This window comes from Aeromonas sp. 11P (genome assembly GCF_051920165.1).
Classification (GTDB): domain Bacteria; phylum Pseudomonadota; class Gammaproteobacteria; order Enterobacterales; family Aeromonadaceae; genus Aeromonas; species Aeromonas veronii.
In genome coordinates this window covers 231,308-247,612 of record NZ_JBQBDJ010000004.1, presented here as the reverse complement: position 1 = coordinate 247,612, position 16,305 = coordinate 231,308, and the positions used below count along the sequence as shown (strand labels likewise).

Sequence of the window (16,305 nt, the reverse complement as noted above, 5' to 3'; positions counted from 1 at the left end):
ATATATTAATATGTTGTGTGTCAATGACTTACATCACAAGTTGATATTCAATTCAATTTTATATGTTGTTTACACTGTTTAGCTTTGGGTTGTGTGATGGTATGCCCCTCGCCTCTTACATTTTCATAATAGCAAATACGATTCTTGCCCTTTATCTCCTGTGACTCAAGGCGATATGTGTCATAGGCTGCACCATAGACAAATGAAGATATCGTAAGAGATAACATTAAAAGTATTTTTGTGTTCATAGTGCAATCTCCAACGCGTCTTTGAGCTTGTCTAATGGAACATCACCGCCGTATCGGTCATAGCTGATCGCTTTGTTTGTGTGCCCGAGAATAGCAGCCGCATACTGCAAAGGGATGCCCGCAGCTTTTAGCTTGCTGGCTACTGTGTGCCGTAGACTGTGGAAGTCTTTATCAACTGGCCTGTTACGGCTGAACCATTGCCCAAACAGATGGCTATAGCAGTTGTTCCGATAGGGTAGCTCTTTGAACACCCTACCCCCTTTCCTACTTGCTACAAAGTCCAGGAACCCAACAGCCAACAATTTGCTATGGATTGGGACAAGCCGTTGGCTTGCTTCTGTCTTGAGGCTCTGATCTTTCCGTGTGGCTCGGATGTTGAAGCACCAGACACCATTAACTTGCTCTATATCGTCGCTGTAGAGCTGACAGGCTTCATTAGACCGCAATCCGTGGTATCGCCCTATCATGGCGATGAACATGCGCCACGGCTCTTGCTCCTTGGCCCATACATCGAACTGTTTAAGCTCTGGATCTGTGTAACCGGATCTAACGTTGACCTCTTTGACCCTCTTCAGCTTCAACCCCTTAAAGATGTCTGTTGTTTGTTCGGTATGATCAGCAAGCCAACTAAACAACAAACTCAGTTTTTGAATGTATTTATTGATTGTGGTCGGAGACTTGCCAGAACCCAACAGCCAAGTTTTGAACGCCACCGCATCCGCCTTTGTGTACTCAGACAGACACTTATCACCAACGTTTTCAATAAAGGTGTTGATGTAGTTTTGTTGGTTCTTGGTCTCTTTAGGAGCCCATGACAATTGCTTTTCTGCAATGTATGACTTTACGTGACCGGAAAGCTTTTCTTCTTGGTCTGGTGATGTGTGTTCGGAAGGTACAACGGGGGACTCGATCCCAGAGGGACTGCCGGTGCAAGCAGGGATGTGAACGTGCCCGTTTAGCGGGGGATGTTGTGTCGTTGATGCTTCAGCTTCAAACCCAACGGGTTTAGACATGACATCACGGCAAGCAGCATCAGAGATGCATACAGCTTGCTGCACATCAGGGCTGGAATGATTGAAGTGAATTTGAAGAGCCAAGAGCTGGGCTTGTGCCTTGTCTCTTGTTTTGAGGGATTTACGGAAGGTCTGACGACGACCATTACACATGGTCACTCGTTGGTAGTAGTAAATGCCGTTTCTATTCAGTAAGTACATGGCACCCCCTATGAGGATTGTGTGCCAGTTTGTGTGACAGTGATACACAAACAGCTTGTCTTCAACAAGCTAAGTTACTGATCTTAAACGGGAATTGCAGAAACAAGTGGTGGCCCTACCAGCCACATCCCGGCACTCGAGTCCCCCGCCTTGGCTGCTACCTTCCGGTCCTGACCAGGTCGACGGGTTATCAATGCGAGAGGACCAATAGGACCACCGGCGAGGAGAATAGGCAAACTGGGCGTTCAATGCAACGGCTTTCTACCCTCCAACAGATCGTTTGCCTTATTTTTCAACAATCTGCCGAATGAATCAGCTAAACAGCATAAATTTCGCCCCTACCAGCAGCATCAGCAGGGCAAAGGCCTGCTTGAGGCGTCTTGGTGACAGGCGGTGTGCCAGCTTGGCACCAAGGCGGGCGAACTGGGTACTGGTCAGCACAATGCCCAGCAGGGCGGGCAGATAGATGTAGCCCACACTCCACTCGGGCAGATCGGCATGACCCCAACCCGCATAGAGGTAGCTGAGGCTCCCCGCCAGCGCGATGGGCATGCTGCATGCTGCAGAAGCCGCTACCGCATTGCGCATCGGCACCGAGTTCCAGCTCAGATAAGGGACGGTGAGCGAGCCACCGCCAATACCAAACAGCGCTGACATCCAGCCAATGATGGTACCGGCGATGCCTGTGCCGAGCGGCCCCGGCATATGGCGTTCCGCTTTTGGTTTAAGGTTGAGCCCCATCTGTAGCGCCATGGTCCAGGCGAAACAACCGATGATGATATTGAGGGTGCTGGTACTGAGCAGATTGGCGGTCATGCCGCCAAGCCAACCGCCGATCAGCATGCCGGCGCCGAGTCGGCGGACCATCACCCAGTCGACGGCGCCCGCCTCCCGGTGGGCCCGCAGCGAGCTGAATCCGGTAAAGATCATGGTGGGCAACGAGGTGCCGAGGGCAAGATGGGTAATGATTTCAGAGTCGATGCCCTGGGCGCGAAAGGTCATGACCAGCACGGGGACAATGATAAGACCGCCGCCGATCCCGAACAGTCCCGCCAGCATCCCGGCGAATGCCCCCAGCAGGAGGTAACCCATAAACAGCATAAAAATTCCTGTCGTAAACGGAAAATGGCCACACCGGCCAGATAACAGATCAATATCAGCATGAAAAAAAAGAGATGGCGCGAGGGCCATCTCTTCATTGTGCCGGTTAGTGCAGTGGAATGGTACCGTCCATCACCTTGTAGAAGGCCAGCACGGCACAGCCAAGCAGGGCCGCCGTCATCCCCTGCTCCAGCCGGTTAAGGCCACGCAGACCGTGATGCTGACGCGCCTTCCAGTAGATGAAGATGCCCGGGCTGTAAAGCAGCGCCACCAGCAACAGGTACTCCACACCGGCAGCATAGACCAGCCAGCAGCCGTAAACGGTCGCCACCAGAGCCAACAGCAGGTCACGCTTGCGCTGGTGAGGTTGACCCTGATAGGTCTCCCCTTTCAATGCCAGCTTCAGGCCATAAGCGCCCGAAAAGACGTAAGGCACCAGCGCCGCCGAGGTAGCGATGTTGACCAGCGCCAGATAGGTACTGCTCTGGAAGTAGATGATGATCAGGAAGATCTGCACCAGACAGGTGGAGCACCAGAGCGACACCTGCGGCGAGCCGTTCTTGTTCTCCTTGGCAAACCAGCCCGGGAACACGCCGGTCTTGCCTGCGATGTAGGGCACTTCAGCGGCCAGCACGGTCCAGCTGAGCAGAGCCCCCATCACCGACACCACCAGACCGATGTTGATAAGCCAGGCGCCCCAGGGGCCGACCACGGCTTCGAGGATCATTGCTGTCGAAGGGTTCTTGAGCGCCGCCAGTTGGGGCTGGCTCATGACACCCAGCGAGAAGAGGGTCACCATCACGTAAAGCGTCAGGGCACCGAGCAGCGCCAGCACGGTAGCACGGCCCACATCCTTGCGATGACGGGCACGGGCAGAGACCACCACGGCCCCTTCAATCCCGATAAAGACCCAGAGGGTCACCTTCATGGTGGACTTGACCTGATCCATCACGGAGCCCAGCTCCATGTTGTTCTGGCCCCAGATATCCAGAGTGAAGGTATCCATGTTGAAGGCCAGCAGGATCGCGACACAGAAGACGATGAGCGGCACCATCTTGGCAATCGTAGTGACGATATTCACCAGCGCCGCAACCTGAACCCCGCACAGCACCAGCGCATGCACCGACCAGATCAGGATGGAGGCCAGCGTGATGGCGACCGGCGTATTGCCGTCACCGAAGATGACGTTGTCCGGCGTATCGAAGAAGTAGCTCAGAGCGCTGAACACCACGATGGCGTAGGAGACGTTGGCAAGCAGTTGGCAGAGCCAGTAACCCCAGGCGGCGTTGAAACCGATAAAATCGCCGAAGCCGGCTTTGGCATAGCTGAAGATACCGCCATCGAGATCAGGGCGGCGCATGGAGAGGTTCTGATAGACCAGCGCGAGACAGATCATGCCAAGACCGGTGATGGCCCAACCCAGGGCGACCGCCCCGGCACTGGCATGCGCAGCAATGTTTTGTGGCAGACTGAAGACCCCGGCGCCGACCATGGAGCCGATCACCAGCGAAATGAGGGCGCCCAGCCCTAGTTTCTTGTCCATTTCAATCCTGTTTATTTAGGCGGCGGCAGAGCGTCCGTATTCATACTGCACGCAATATGGGAGGGGCTGGGAATCCTGACCCCGTGAAAAAGGCGGCAACTATATTGCATGACTATTCCGACCGCAATCCCTCGTCCCGTCAATCATGCACCGCCTTGACCGCGCGCAATTTTACAGCACTGGCCCATATGGCCTGTGAGCTGGCTCAAATTAACCAAGACCCATTGATATTTCTCATTTTTCCGCCAACACAACCTGACTCGCATGGTTCCTATGCATCGCCATTCAGGCGCTCTCTGTATAAATAATCTGCATAAAAAAGCCCCGGTGGAAACACCGGGGCCCATTATGTAAATCCCTATAAACGCAAACCGCCATCCAGTTCAATCATCCGCCCCGACAGGTAGTCGTTGGCAAAAATAAAGCTCACCGTCTCGGCCAGCTGCTGCGCTTCACCCAGTTTGCCGACCGGGATAGCCTGCTGCATTCGGGTCATCGCCTCCGGCTTCATCGCGGCCGTCATATCGGTGGCGAACACCCCGGGGGCGATCCCCATCACCCGGATACCGTGGCGGGCAAGCTCCCGCCCCCAGGTCACTACCAGCGAAGCCACACCTGCCTTGCTGGCGGCATAGTTGCTCTGGCCGATATTGCCGGCTCGGGCAATGGAGGAGATATTGATGATGACCCCCCCCTCCCCGCCGGTGGCCATCAGTGCGGCCCCCTCGCGCCCGCACAGGAAGGTGCCGGTGAGGTTGACGTCGATGACGCTCTGCCACTGGGCCAGGCTCATCTTCTCTACAACTTCCCCCTCTTTCACCTTGATCAGCATGCCATCGCGCAGAATGCCGGCGCAGTTGATAAGACCGTGCAGCACGCCAAAACGCTCCTTGATAGCAGCAAACACGGCCTCGACCTCGGCTTCGCTCGCCACACTGCAGACAAACAGCTCGCACTGGCTATCTTGATCGCACTGACCATTCTGACTGTGAACCATGGCGGCGGTCGCCTCCAGATCGGCGCGATTGATGTCGAGTAGTGCCAGCGTCGCCCCCTGTGCGCCCAGGGCCAGCGTAATGGCCCGTCCCAAGCCACGTCCAGCACCAGTGATAACGATGACCTTATCTTTGATATCCATCCATGCTCCTTGTAGCTGGTCGAAGAGAGATGCCTTGAAGAGAGGTGGCCCGTCAGGCGGGATCCTGTTTATCCAGATAGAGTTCGACGATGCTGGAGAAATCGCGGCTCCCCTGCCCCTGAGCGGCATGCAGGTTGAACAGGTTGCGGGCCAGCGCCCCCATGGGCACAGCGCTGTGGCCATGCTCGGCCAGCGCCATGGCCAATCCCAAATCTTTCACCATCAAACGGGTCATAAAGCCCCCCTGATAGTTGCGGGCGGCTGGGACATTCTCCATCACCCCGGGCCAGGGGTTGTAGCGCTCCAGACTCCAGTTGTTGCCGGAGCTCTTGCCCATGATGGTGGAGAGTACGGCGGGATCCAGTCCCTCCTTCACCCCGAGGGCCAGCGCTTCGGCAGTGCCCGCCATATGGATCGCAAGCAGCATGTTATTGCACATCTTGGCGATCTGCCCGGCGCCCAGCGTCCCGGCGTGAAACAGGTTCTGCCCCATGCAGGCGAGCAGGGGCTTTGCCGCCTCGAAATCTGCCGCGTCGCCGCCAACGATAAAGGTGAGCGTCCCGGCGGCCGCACCGGCGACACCACCCGAGACAGGGGCATCGATAAAGCGCAAACCACGCGCGCGGGCCGCCTTCCCGACCTGACGGGCAGAGTCGACATCTATGGTGGAGCAGTCGATCACCAGTGCACCAACCGGCAGGGCAGCCAGCAGATCCTGCCCCTCAGACAACCAAAGATCGCGCACATGTTCCCCCGCGGGTAGCATGCTGATCACCACCTCGCAGCCGGTCACCGCCTCACGGGCATCCCCCGCGGCTATGCAGCCAGCGGCGATGGCGCGCTCAATGTTTTGGGCAACCAGATCAAACACCTGCACCGTGTGCCCGGCACTGGCCAGATTGGCCGCCATGGGCCCCCCCATGTTGCCGAGCCCGATAAACCCTATCCTTGTCATCCGCTTGCTCCTTGCGTTGCTGATGGCGGCGTCCGCCGGTTGCCAACCTGTTATTCCTTGCAGCCCAACGGATTGCGCCCCTGCGGCCAGCGATAGAACTCATCCAGCCACTCCCCCTCCAGTGGCAACTGCTGCCAGCGGGGATCTTTATCCTTGTCGATCAGTAGTGCCCGTACCCCTTCCACAAAATCCCCCTTCAGCACGCAGTTGACCGAGAGGGTCAGCTCCTCGGCAAATACCTCGGCCAGGGAGTAGCGGCGAGCCTGCCAATATTGACGCCACAAAATGGCGCGGCTGATGGGGCTGCCGGATCGGCAGAGCTGCTGCGCCTGCCGGAGTACCACCTCCTGTTCATCAAACTGAGCTTCGAACAACCGCGCCAATACCCCTTGCAACGTGCGTCCCGCCAACAGGGCATCGATCCTCTGTTGATGGGGCCGCAATACTGGCGCTGGCAAGCGGGCCACCACCTCACGGTGCAACCCCCTGAACAACTGATCGATCTGCTCACGGGGATCACCACTAGCAGCCCAGTCGAGTACGGCGAGGCGTGACAACAGCGCACTGCGCTCGCCACTGGCGATGGCGTGATCCGCCAGCCCAAGACCAATGGCATCACTCCCGTTGAAGCGGGCGCCAGTCAGACCGAGCCAGAGCCCCAGCCGCCCCGGCATTCGGCTTAAAAACCAGCTCGCCCCCACGTCGGGGTAGAGTCCTATGGTTACCTCCGGCATGGCAAACAGGCTCTTTTCGGTCACCACCCGAAAATCGGCTCCGGCAAACAGGCCAATGCCGCCCCCCATGCAGATACCGTCCGCCACGCAGATCAGGGGCTTGCGATAAGAGTGGATGTGGTGGTCGAGCCGGTACTCCTGCTCGAAAAAGTCGCGGGCATATTCGAACAGTTCCGATCCGCTTGCCTCCTGTTTGCGGTAATAGAAGGAGCGGATATCGCCACCGGCACAGAACGCCTTCTCACCCGCCCCCTGCAACAGCACACAGACGATGGCGGGATCCTGCTCCCAACGGGTCAGCGTCTGTTGCAGGATCTGGATCATCGGCAGGCTCAATGCGTTGAGAGACGCAGGGCTGTCGAGGGTCAACACCCCGACCTGATGGCCATCTTCGGTGGGATAACAACTAACCTTAACCGGCTCACTCATAAACGGCTCCGTATGGATTTATTCTGTTGGGCCATATTGCCAGCGCGGTAAGCGTTTCTCCAGGAAGGCAGCCACCCCTTCACGCTGGTTGGCATCGCTAAAGAGCTCGAGAAACAGCGACCGCTCAAGGGGCAAGGCGGCATCCCGCGGGCCACTGCGGCCCTGATTGATCAGGGTTTTGCAGGCGCGCAGGGCGCTCGGGCTCTGGCGCTCCACCAGATGGGCCATCTGGTGCGCGGCCTCCCACGCCTGACCGGTTTTCACCACCTCCTCCACCAGCCCCATCTCGTAAGCCAGCGAGGCACTCACCTTCTCACCGCAGAGGATCATCCGCTTGGCCCAGCCCGGCCCTACCAGCTCGGTCAGACGCTGGGTGCCACCGGCACAGGGAAGCAAGCCCACCGAGGCTTCCGGCAGTCCCAGCAACGCCTGCTGCTCGGCGATGCGGATATCACAGGCCAGCGCCACTTCCAGGCCACCGCCCATGGCATAACCATTGATGGCGGCGATACTGACGCCGTGAAAGCGGGCCAGCGCCTCGAAGGCCTTGCCAAAGGCCTCGGCCACTTCGCGGGCCTGCTCGACATTCCCCTCGACAAACATATTGAGGTCGGCTCCGGCGCAGAAAAATTTGTCGCCTGAGCCGCGGATCACCAGAGCCACCACATCGGGACGACTGTCGAGCTCCACCATCATCTGCAAAAAGGCCTGCAGGCTGGCGAGGGTCCAGGTGTTGGCAGGGGGATGGTCGAGGGTGATATAGGCCACGTGGCCATGATATTCGAGTCTGATCCTTGTCATAACATTGTCCTTGTCGATGAAGCTGCCGTCATGACGACAGGCTTGAATGACGCCAACCTGTGGCTGGCTCACAAAGCCAAAACCGATATGGCATGGTGCAAATCGGGTGGCAGGCAACACACCCTTGATGCGACCACCGGTTAGCCCAGCGACAAACCGGGATCGGCCAGCATGCGGCGCGCGATGATAAGTCGCATCACCTCGTTGGTGCCCTCCAGAATGCGGTGTACCCGTGTATCGCGCAGATAGCGCTCGAGCGGATACTCGCGGATATAACCATAGCCGCCAAAGAGTTGCAGAGCCTCATCACAGATTCGATAACCCACATCGGTGGCAAACCGTTTGGCCATGGCACACCAGGCACTCTTGTCGGGTGCCCCGCGATCCAGCTTGTCGGCGGCCTGACGCACCAGCAGGCGGGCGGCAGCCAGCTCGGTCGCCATATCGGCCAGGCGAAACTGCACGCTCTGGAATTCGCTGATCGGGTGACCAAATTGCTGGCGCTGCTGCACATAGACCAGCGCATCGTCCAGTGCCTGCTGGGCAGTGCCTACCGAGCAGGTGGCAATATTGATGCGCCCACCATCGAGGGCCTGCATGGCGAACTTGAACCCTTCCCCCTCTTCGCCCAACCGATAGCAGGCAGGAATGCGAACCCTATTAAAGACAACCTCCCGAGTCGGCTGGCTGTTCCAGCCCATCTTCTCTTCTGCCTTGCCATAGCTCACGCCTGGGGCATTAGCCGGTACCATAAAGGCAGAGATCCCCTTCGCCCCTTCACCACCGGTACGGGCCATCACCACCAGCACATCGCTGCTGCCTGCCCCCGAGATAAAGACCTTGGTCCCCTCAATGAGGTAGCTGTCACCCTCGCGCACCGCCCGTGTCTTGAGTGCCGCCGCATCAGAGCCTGCTCCCGGCTCGGTGAGGCAATAGGAGCCCAGCAATTCGCCGCTGGCCAGTTTCGGAACCCACTCTTTGGCAACCTCGGTGGGCAGCCAGCTGCCCAGCATCCAGCTCACCATGTTGTGGATGGTCAGATACGCAGTAGTCGAGGTACAACCCATGGCGAGACGCTCGAAGATGAGACTTGCATCGAGGCGCGGCAACCCCAATCCGCCAAACTGCTCCGGGGTATAGAGACCACAAAAACCTAGCTCGGCCGCCTGCTTGATGGTCGGGAGCGGAAACTCATGCTCCTTGTCCCAGCGCGCGGCATGGGGTTTGAGCGCCTCATCGGTAAAGGCGGCGGCCGCCTCCACATACGCCTGTTGATCATCGGTCAGGGTAAAATCCATCTTGTCGTTCGCTCCCTTGTTGCCCTGCGCTGATTTTCCTGAGTTAGCGCTTTATAACGCGGCGCCCACACACTGGTCATTCGGATCTGCCACTATGGCGCTGTTGTCGTGGTAGCTGATGACGCTTTCACTACCACCGCTTTATCGACACACAACAGATTAACAATTGATTTACGTTTACGCTAACGTAAACTTGTGGCAGAAGTGAAGTACAAAATGGACCGACCACTGCCAGTCGTAACGCCGAGTCAGCCGGTCGAGCCAACCTTCCTACCCGACTGTCATATCCGCAAGGAGAGCATGGATGCAGATGGATGAGACCCTGAATGCCCTGACCGAACAGGTTGCGGCCTTCTGCCAGAAAGTGATCGCCCCGCGCGCCAGCGAGATCGATCAGAGCAATGCCTTCCCCCGTGATCTCTGGCCCCGGATGGGTGAACTGGGGCTGCACGGCATCACGGTGGCGGAGGAGTATGACGGGGTGAACCTCGGCTATCTGGCCCACGTGCTGGTGATGGAGCAGGTGAGCCGCGCCAGCGCCTCGGTCGGCCTCTCATACGGCGCCCACTCCAATCTCTGCATCAATCAGATCCACCGCCACGGTACGGCGGAACAGAAAGCACGCTACCTGCCCCCGCTGGTGAGCGGCGAGCATGTGGGGGCGCTGGCCATGAGCGAACCGGGCGCAGGCTCCGATGTGGTCAGCATGCGCCTGACCGCAGAGCGTGAGGGCGATCACTTCGTGCTGAACGGCAACAAGATGTGGATCACCAACGGCCCGGATGCCGACACCTTCGTCATCTATGCCAAGACCGATGCCGCCGCCGGTCCCAAAGGAATTTCCGCCTTTATCGTCGAGGTGGGCACTCCCGGTTTCACTACTGCCCAGAAGCTCGACAAGCTCGGTATGCGCGGCTCCAGCACCTGCGAGCTGGTGTTTGACAACTGCCACGTGCCGCAGGAAAACCTGCTGGGCCCCCTGCACGGCGGAGTCAAGGTGCTGATGAGCGGCTTGGATTACGAGCGAGTAGTGCTGGCAGCGGGCCCCCTTGGCATCATGCAGGCCTGCATGGACGTGGTGTTGCCCTATGTGCGCGAGCGCAAGCAGTTTGGTCAAGCCATCGGCGAGTTCCAGCTGGTGCAGGGCAAGCTCGCCGACATGTATACCCGCCTCGCCAGCAGCCGGGCGCTGGTCTACTCGGTGGCGAGCGCCTGCGATCAGGGTCGCACCAGCCGTAAAGATTGCGCCGCAGCCATCCTGTTTGCCGCCGAAAACGCCACCCAGATGGCCCTCGACGCTATCCAGCTGCTCGGCGGCAACGGTTACATCAACGAATACCCCACTGGCCGCCTACTGCGGGACGCCAAACTCTACGAGATCGGCGCTGGCACCTCGGAGATCCGCCGCTGGCTCATCGGCCGCGAGCTGATGGGAGAAAATGCATGAGTCGTATCCACTCCCGCCTCGACACGGCGAGCCCGGAATATGCGGCCAATCGGGCTGCAATGCAGGGGCTGGTCGTCGATCTCCATGCCCGCATTGCCGAGATCGCCCAAGGAGGCGGCGCGGCCAACAACGCCCGCCATCAGGCCCGCGGCAAGTTGCTGCCCCGCGAGCGCATCAATCAGCTGCTGGACCCGGGCTCCCCGTTTCTCGAACTGTCGGCGCTGGCTGGCTGGCAGGTCTATGACGAGCCGGTGCCCGCCGCCGGCATCATCACCGGCATCGGCCGGGTTTCGGGCCGGCTCTGCATGCTGGTGGTGAACGACGCCACCGTGAAAGGCGGCACCTACTACCCGCTCACGGTGAAAAAACACCTGCGCGCCCAGGCCATCGCCGAGCGGCTGTGCCTCCCCTGCCTCTATCTGGTGGATTCCGGTGGCGCCTTCTTGCCGATGCAGGATGAGGTGTTCCCCGACCGGGATCACTTTGGCCGCATCTTCTACAACCAGGCCCGCATGTCGGCCCAGAACATTCCCCAGCTGGCAGTGGTGATGGGACTCTGCACCGCTGGCGGCGCCTACGTGCCCGCCATGGCTGATGAATCCATCATGGTCAGGGAGCAGGCCACCATCTTTCTGGCGGGTCCGCCGCTGGTCAAGGCCGCCACCGGCGAGGAGATCAGCGCCGAGGCCCTGGGCGGCGCCGAAGTGCACTGTGCCCACTCCGGCGTTGCTGATCATATGGCCCGTGACGATGCCCATGCGCTGGCCATCGCCCGCACGCTGGTTACTCATCTGGGTAACGAGCCGATAGAGAGCAGCCCCGGCTACAAGCCCCCCTGCTACCCCATAGAGGAGCTCTACGGTCTGGTGGGCACCAGTCTCAAACGCCCTTACGACGCCCGCGAACTGATTGCACGACTGGTGGATAGCTCTGACTTTGACGAATTTAAGGCGCTGTTCGGCACCACTCTGGTGACCGGCTTTGCTCGTATTTGCGGCATGAAAGTGGGGATCCTCGCCAACAACGGCGTGCTGCACAGCGACAGCGCCCAGAAGGGGGCCCACTTTATCCAACTCTGTAACCGGCGTGCCATCCCGCTGCTCTTTTTGCAGAACATCACCGGTTTTATGGTGGGGAGTAGCGCAGAAAAAGAGGGGATCGCCAAGCACGGCGCCAAGCTGGTCACAGCGGTGGCCTGCAGCCGGGTGCCCAAGATCACCCTGATCGTCGGCGGCAGCTTTGGTGCCGGCAACTACGGCATGTGTGGCCGCGCCTATGAACCCGATTTTCTCTTTAGCTGGCCCAACAGCCGCATCTCTGTCATGGGGGGCGAGCAAGCTGCCGGGGTGCTGGTGCAGGTGCGTCGGGACAAGCTGGCTACCGAGGGCAAGGATTTGAGTGAGCAGGAGGCGGCCGCCATCCGCGCCCCGGTGATCGAGCAGTATGAGCGGCAGGGTCACCCCTACTACGCCAGCGCTCGCCTGTGGGATGACGGCGTCATCGACCCGGCTCAGAGCCGCACCGTACTGGCACTGGCGCTCGCCGCCTGTCAGGGTGCCCGCATTGAACCCGAGCAGTACGGCATCTTCCGGATGTAAGGAGCAACCTATGTCAGATCCACTTACTTCCTCAGCACTTGGCTCTTCAACACAGGGCCCGTTTCGGCTGGAGCGGCACGGCCCGCTGGCCGAGCTGGTGCTGTCGCGCCCGGCCCGCCACAACGCCTTTGATGCCGACCTGATGCTGGGGCTGCTCGACTGCCTCGATGATCTGGCCCATCTCCATGGTCATGATCTCGCCGAACGCCCTCACGCCCTGCTGCTACGTGCCGAAGGCAAACACTTTTGCGCGGGCGCCGATCTCAACTGGATGCGCAATCTGGCCCACGCCGATTTCGAGCACAATCGCGAAGACGCCCGGGTACTGGCGCGGCTGATGCAGACCCTCGATGAGCTTCCCTTCCCTACGGTGGCGCTGGTGCAAGGGGCCGCCTATGGCGGGGCGATGGGCCTCATCTGCGCCTGCGATCTGGTGCTGGCCAGCGACGATGCCCGCTTCTGCCTCTCAGAGGTTAGCCTCGGGCTAGTGCCTGCGGTGATCAGCCCCTACGTGGTACGCGCCATGGGAATGCGTCAGGCGCGCCGCTACATGCTCAGTGCCGAGCCGTTCGATGCCATCACCGCCTGTCGGCTCAATGTGGCACATCAACTCTGCAAGCCGGATCAACTGCTGGCGGAGGGACGGGCGCAGGCCCTTCGTCTGTGCCGCAACGGGCCGGAAGCGATGAAAGAGACCAAACGACTGCTGGCGGCGATAGAGGCCTATCCTTCCCGCCTGCACGAAGAGAAAACCGTCGAGACCATCGCCCGGGTTCGGGTGGGGCTCGAAGCCCAGGAGGGGATGCAGGCCTTCTTCGACAAAAGCCCTCCCGCCTGGCGTCCCCGTTTCAAGGATGAGACATGACCCATCACTCTCAGATTAAACGCCTGCTGATTGCCAATCGCGGCGAAATCGCCGTGCGTATCATCAAGACGGCGAAACGCCTCGGCATCCACACCATCGCCCTCTACTCCGATGCCGACGCCCACGCCATGCACACCCGTCTGGCCGATGAGGCCTGGCATCTGGGGCCCGCACCGGCCAGAGAGAGTTATCTCGACACCGGCAAGGTGCTGAAGATTGCCAAAGAGGCGCGCGCCGACGCCATCCATCCCGGTTACGGCTTTCTGTCGGAAAACAGCGATTTTGCCACCGCCTGCGAACAGCGCGGCCTGCGCTTTGTCGGCCCAAGCGGCGCCGCCATTCTCGCCATGGGCGACAAATCGGGAGCCAAGGCGCTGATGCAGGCCGCCGGTGTACCTGTGCTACCCGGCTATCACGGCACGGATCAACGGCCGGACTTCTTGCGCGATCAGGCGAGCCAAGTGGGCTTTCCACTGCTTATCAAGGCCGCCAGTGGCGGCGGTGGCAAGGGGATGCGCCGGGTCGATCAGCTGGCCGACTTTGACGAGTCGCTGGCGGCAGTCAAACGGGAAGCCAAGGCCGCCTTTGGTAACGATATGGTACTGCTGGAGCGCTATCTGCCTCAGGCTCGCCACGTGGAGGTACAGGTTTTTGCCGATAGCCTCGGCAATGCCATCTATCTGGGGGACAGGGACTGCTCCTTGCAGCGACGCCATCAGAAGGTGATCGAAGAGGCGCCCGCCCCCGACATCCCTCCGGCTCTGCGGCGCGCCATGGGGGATGCAGCCGTGGCCGCTGCCAAGGCCATCTACTATCAGGGGGCTGGCACCATCGAATTTCTGCTCTGCAAGGATGAGTTCTTCTTTATGGAGATGAACACCCGGCTGCAGGTGGAGCATCCGGTCACCGAAGCGGTAACCGGGCAGGATCTGGTGGCCTGGCAACTGGTCGTGGCCGAAGGAAAGCCGCTACCACTCACCCAGGAGGAGGTGGTGCTGCGCGGCCATGCGGTGGAGGCGCGCCTCTACGCCGAGGATGTGGCGGCCGGTTTTCTGCCCGCCAGCGGCCCCATCCACTGGCTGCACTGGCCCGTTGGCGTGCGTATCGACACCGGCGTTACCGCTGGTGATGAGGTGAGCCCCTATTACGATCCCATGATCGCCAAGCTGATCGCCCACGGCCAGAGCCGCGCCGAGGCGTTCGCCCAACTGGCCGATGCGCTGGCGGCACTGGATCTCGGCCCGCTGGAGCACAACGGCGCGCTCTTGCTGCGCCTTTGTGAAGAGCCCGACATCTTGGCCATGGGCCACCATACCCAGTGGCCCATCCCCACCGAACCGCAACCCATTCCTGAGCTCGCCTGGCCGCTGGCGACCCTCTGGCTGGCGAGCCGCCCTGCGGGCACCTCTCCCTGGCAGCAAGCCTGCGGATTTCGGCTGGGGCCGGATCGCTGCTGGACAGCGGCGGTGCGCATCGGTGATGAGCACCGGGTATTGACCCTTAACGATCATGGCGGCCAGTTTGAGTGGCAAGGGGAGACTCATTGGTACCAGAGAGGTGATGATCATATCCGCCTGCAGCAGGGCGGCGGCTGGCAACAGATCCCCATTCAGACGGTCGCAGGCTCGGAGGCAGCCTTCATCATGACCCTGGGGGGCCAGCGCATCCGCTTCGCGGCCGATGATCAGCAGCACAGCCACCACCATGAGCAGGCAAACGAGAAGGCGCAGGGCGCCATCGCGCCCATGCACGGCATAGTGGTAGCCGTGCTGATCGAGCAGGGGCAAACAGTCAGTAAGGGGCAACCCCTGCTGGTGCTGGAGGCGATGAAGATGGAACACCAGTTGCGTGCAGAGCGGGACGGGGTAATTGAAGCCCTGCAGTGCAAACAGGGCGAGCAGGTAAGCCAGGGAACCGTGCTGGTGCGCTTTGCCGAAGAGATTGCCACACAGGAGGATCACCCATGAACCGATCACAGGACGTCCGTGACGACAGGGTCAGTCTGGTGGAGATGGGGCCGCGAGATGGCCTGCAAAATGAAGCTGCGCCCCTCTCCCTGGTACAGCGGTTGGAGCTGATCCAGCGCCTTACCGACAGCGGCCTGCAACGCATCGAGGTGGGTGCCTTTGTCTCTGCCAAAAAAGTGCCGCAGATGGCGGACTCCGCAGCGCTGTTCGAGGCACTGCCGCGCAAGGGCTCAACCCGTTACGGCGCTCTGGTACCCAATCTGCAAGGCTTGCAGGCTGCCATTGCCGCCCGCGCCGATGAGATTGGCCTCTTCACCGCCTGCTCCGACGGTTTTACCCGCGCCAATATCGGTATCAGCGTAGAGGAGTCGCTGGTGCGCTTCGCCCCGCTGGTGCAGGAGGCCCGCCGCCTCGGCATCAAGGTGCGCGGCTACCTCTCCACCATCATCGCCTGCCCGTTCGATGGCCCGACCCGCCCGAAACGGGTCGCCGCCATGGCCGAGCAACTGCTGGATCTCGGTTGCCACGAAATTTCGCTGGGGGACACCATCGGCGTCGGCACCCCGGGCACGGTGGCGCCCATGCTGGATGCGGTGCTGCACGAGATCCCGGCGGGTCGGCTCGCGGTCCATTTCCACGACACCTACGGTCAGGGCTTGGCCAACCTGCTACCCGCGCTGGAGCGCGGCATTCGCACCATCGACTGCTCGGTGGCGGGGCTTGGCGGCTGCCCCTATGCGCCGGGCGCCTCCGGCAATGTGGCGTCAGAGGAGGTGGTCTACCTGCTGCACGGCCTTGGCATGACGACCGGGGTGGATCTCGACAAACTGGCGGCCACCGGCCAGTGGGTGAGCGAGCAGCTCGGCCGTCCCAACGGCTCGCGGGTCGGTCAGGCCCTGCACGCCAATGCCGAGCGGCTGCGCGCCCGCCTCTGCCAGCCACACGCCCAGCAACAGGAGTCATGACC

13 protein-coding genes and 1 other RNA gene are annotated in these 16,305 nt (G+C 60.4%); 5 read left to right on the top strand and 9 right to left on the bottom strand.

Annotation, left to right across the window (positions count from 1 at the left end; all coding sequences use genetic code 11):
• Window positions 1–244: 244 nt before the first annotated feature.
• The 9 genes from ACTG1P_RS01390 to ACTG1P_RS01350 form a co-directional block, all read right to left on the bottom strand.
• Window positions 245–1,462 (bottom strand): tyrosine-type recombinase/integrase, encoded by a 1,218-nt coding sequence (locus ACTG1P_RS01390; protein ID WP_440000259.1) that lies wholly within the window; start codon window positions 1,460–1,462, stop codon window positions 245–247.
• Between the two features lie 113 nt (window positions 1,463–1,575).
• Window positions 1,576–1,672, bottom strand: an RNA gene (gene ffs, locus ACTG1P_RS01385) — signal recognition particle sRNA small type.
• Between the two features lie 102 nt (window positions 1,673–1,774).
• The gene (locus ACTG1P_RS01380) at window positions 1,775–2,563 is read right to left on the bottom strand and encodes a sulfite exporter TauE/SafE family protein (protein WP_440000258.1); all 789 of its coding nucleotides are present in this window, start codon (window positions 2,561–2,563) and stop codon (window positions 1,775–1,777) included.
• Window positions 2,564–2,669: 106 nt separating this feature from the next.
• The gene (arcD, locus tag ACTG1P_RS01375) at window positions 2,670–4,106 is read right to left on the bottom strand and encodes an arginine-ornithine antiporter (RefSeq protein WP_440000257.1); all 1,437 of its coding nucleotides are present in this window, start codon (window positions 4,104–4,106) and stop codon (window positions 2,670–2,672) included.
• A 358-nt stretch (window positions 4,107–4,464) separates the two neighbouring features.
• Entirely contained in the window at window positions 4,465–5,244 is a 780-nt protein-coding gene (locus tag ACTG1P_RS01370) for an SDR family oxidoreductase (protein ID WP_440000256.1), read from the bottom strand.
• Window positions 5,245–5,296: 52 nt separating this feature from the next.
• Window positions 5,297–6,199 (bottom strand): 3-hydroxyisobutyrate dehydrogenase, encoded by a 903-nt coding sequence (gene mmsB, locus ACTG1P_RS01365; RefSeq protein WP_440000255.1) that lies wholly within the window; start codon window positions 6,197–6,199, stop codon window positions 5,297–5,299.
• 50 nt (window positions 6,200–6,249) lie between these two features.
• Entirely contained in the window at window positions 6,250–7,362 is a 1,113-nt protein-coding gene (locus tag ACTG1P_RS01360; RefSeq protein ID WP_440000254.1) for an enoyl-CoA hydratase/isomerase family protein, read from the bottom strand.
• Window positions 7,363–7,380: 18 nt separating this feature from the next.
• On the bottom strand, window positions 7,381–8,163 hold the full coding sequence (locus ACTG1P_RS01355) for an enoyl-CoA hydratase (protein ID WP_440000253.1): 783 nt from the start codon (window positions 8,161–8,163) through the stop codon (window positions 7,381–7,383).
• A gap of 140 nt (window positions 8,164–8,303) precedes the next feature.
• Window positions 8,304–9,461: an acyl-CoA dehydrogenase family protein gene (locus tag ACTG1P_RS01350; protein ID WP_440000252.1), complete on the bottom strand. Its 1,158-nt coding sequence runs from the start codon at window positions 9,459–9,461 to the stop codon at window positions 8,304–8,306.
• A 304-nt stretch (window positions 9,462–9,765) separates the two neighbouring features.
• Between ACTG1P_RS01350 and ACTG1P_RS01345 the strand changes: the two genes are divergently transcribed.
• The 5 genes from ACTG1P_RS01345 to ACTG1P_RS01325 are packed head-to-tail and all read left to right on the top strand — an operon-like array spanning window position 9,766 to window position 16,303.
• Window positions 9,766–10,908, top strand: coding sequence for an isovaleryl-CoA dehydrogenase (locus ACTG1P_RS01345; RefSeq protein ID WP_440000251.1), 1,143 nt, complete (start codon window positions 9,766–9,768; stop codon window positions 10,906–10,908).
• Window positions 10,905–12,506: a carboxyl transferase domain-containing protein gene (locus ACTG1P_RS01340; protein WP_440000250.1), complete on the top strand. Its 1,602-nt coding sequence runs from the start codon at window positions 10,905–10,907 to the stop codon at window positions 12,504–12,506. The genes ACTG1P_RS01345 and ACTG1P_RS01340 overlap by 4 nt, the downstream gene beginning before the upstream one ends.
• Before the next feature lie 10 nt (window positions 12,507–12,516).
• Window positions 12,517–13,371, top strand: a complete 855-nt coding sequence (locus ACTG1P_RS01335; protein WP_440000249.1) for an enoyl-CoA hydratase-related protein — start codon at window positions 12,517–12,519, stop codon at window positions 13,369–13,371.
• Window positions 13,368–15,338: an ATP-binding protein gene (locus ACTG1P_RS01330; RefSeq protein WP_440000248.1), complete on the top strand. Its 1,971-nt coding sequence runs from the start codon at window positions 13,368–13,370 to the stop codon at window positions 15,336–15,338. Before ACTG1P_RS01335 ends, ACTG1P_RS01330 begins: the two co-directional genes overlap by 4 nt.
• The gene (locus tag ACTG1P_RS01325) at window positions 15,335–16,303 is read left to right on the top strand and encodes a hydroxymethylglutaryl-CoA lyase (RefSeq protein ID WP_440000247.1); all 969 of its coding nucleotides are present in this window, start codon (window positions 15,335–15,337) and stop codon (window positions 16,301–16,303) included. Before ACTG1P_RS01330 ends, ACTG1P_RS01325 begins: the two co-directional genes overlap by 4 nt.
• Window positions 16,304–16,305 lie beyond the last annotated feature (2 nt).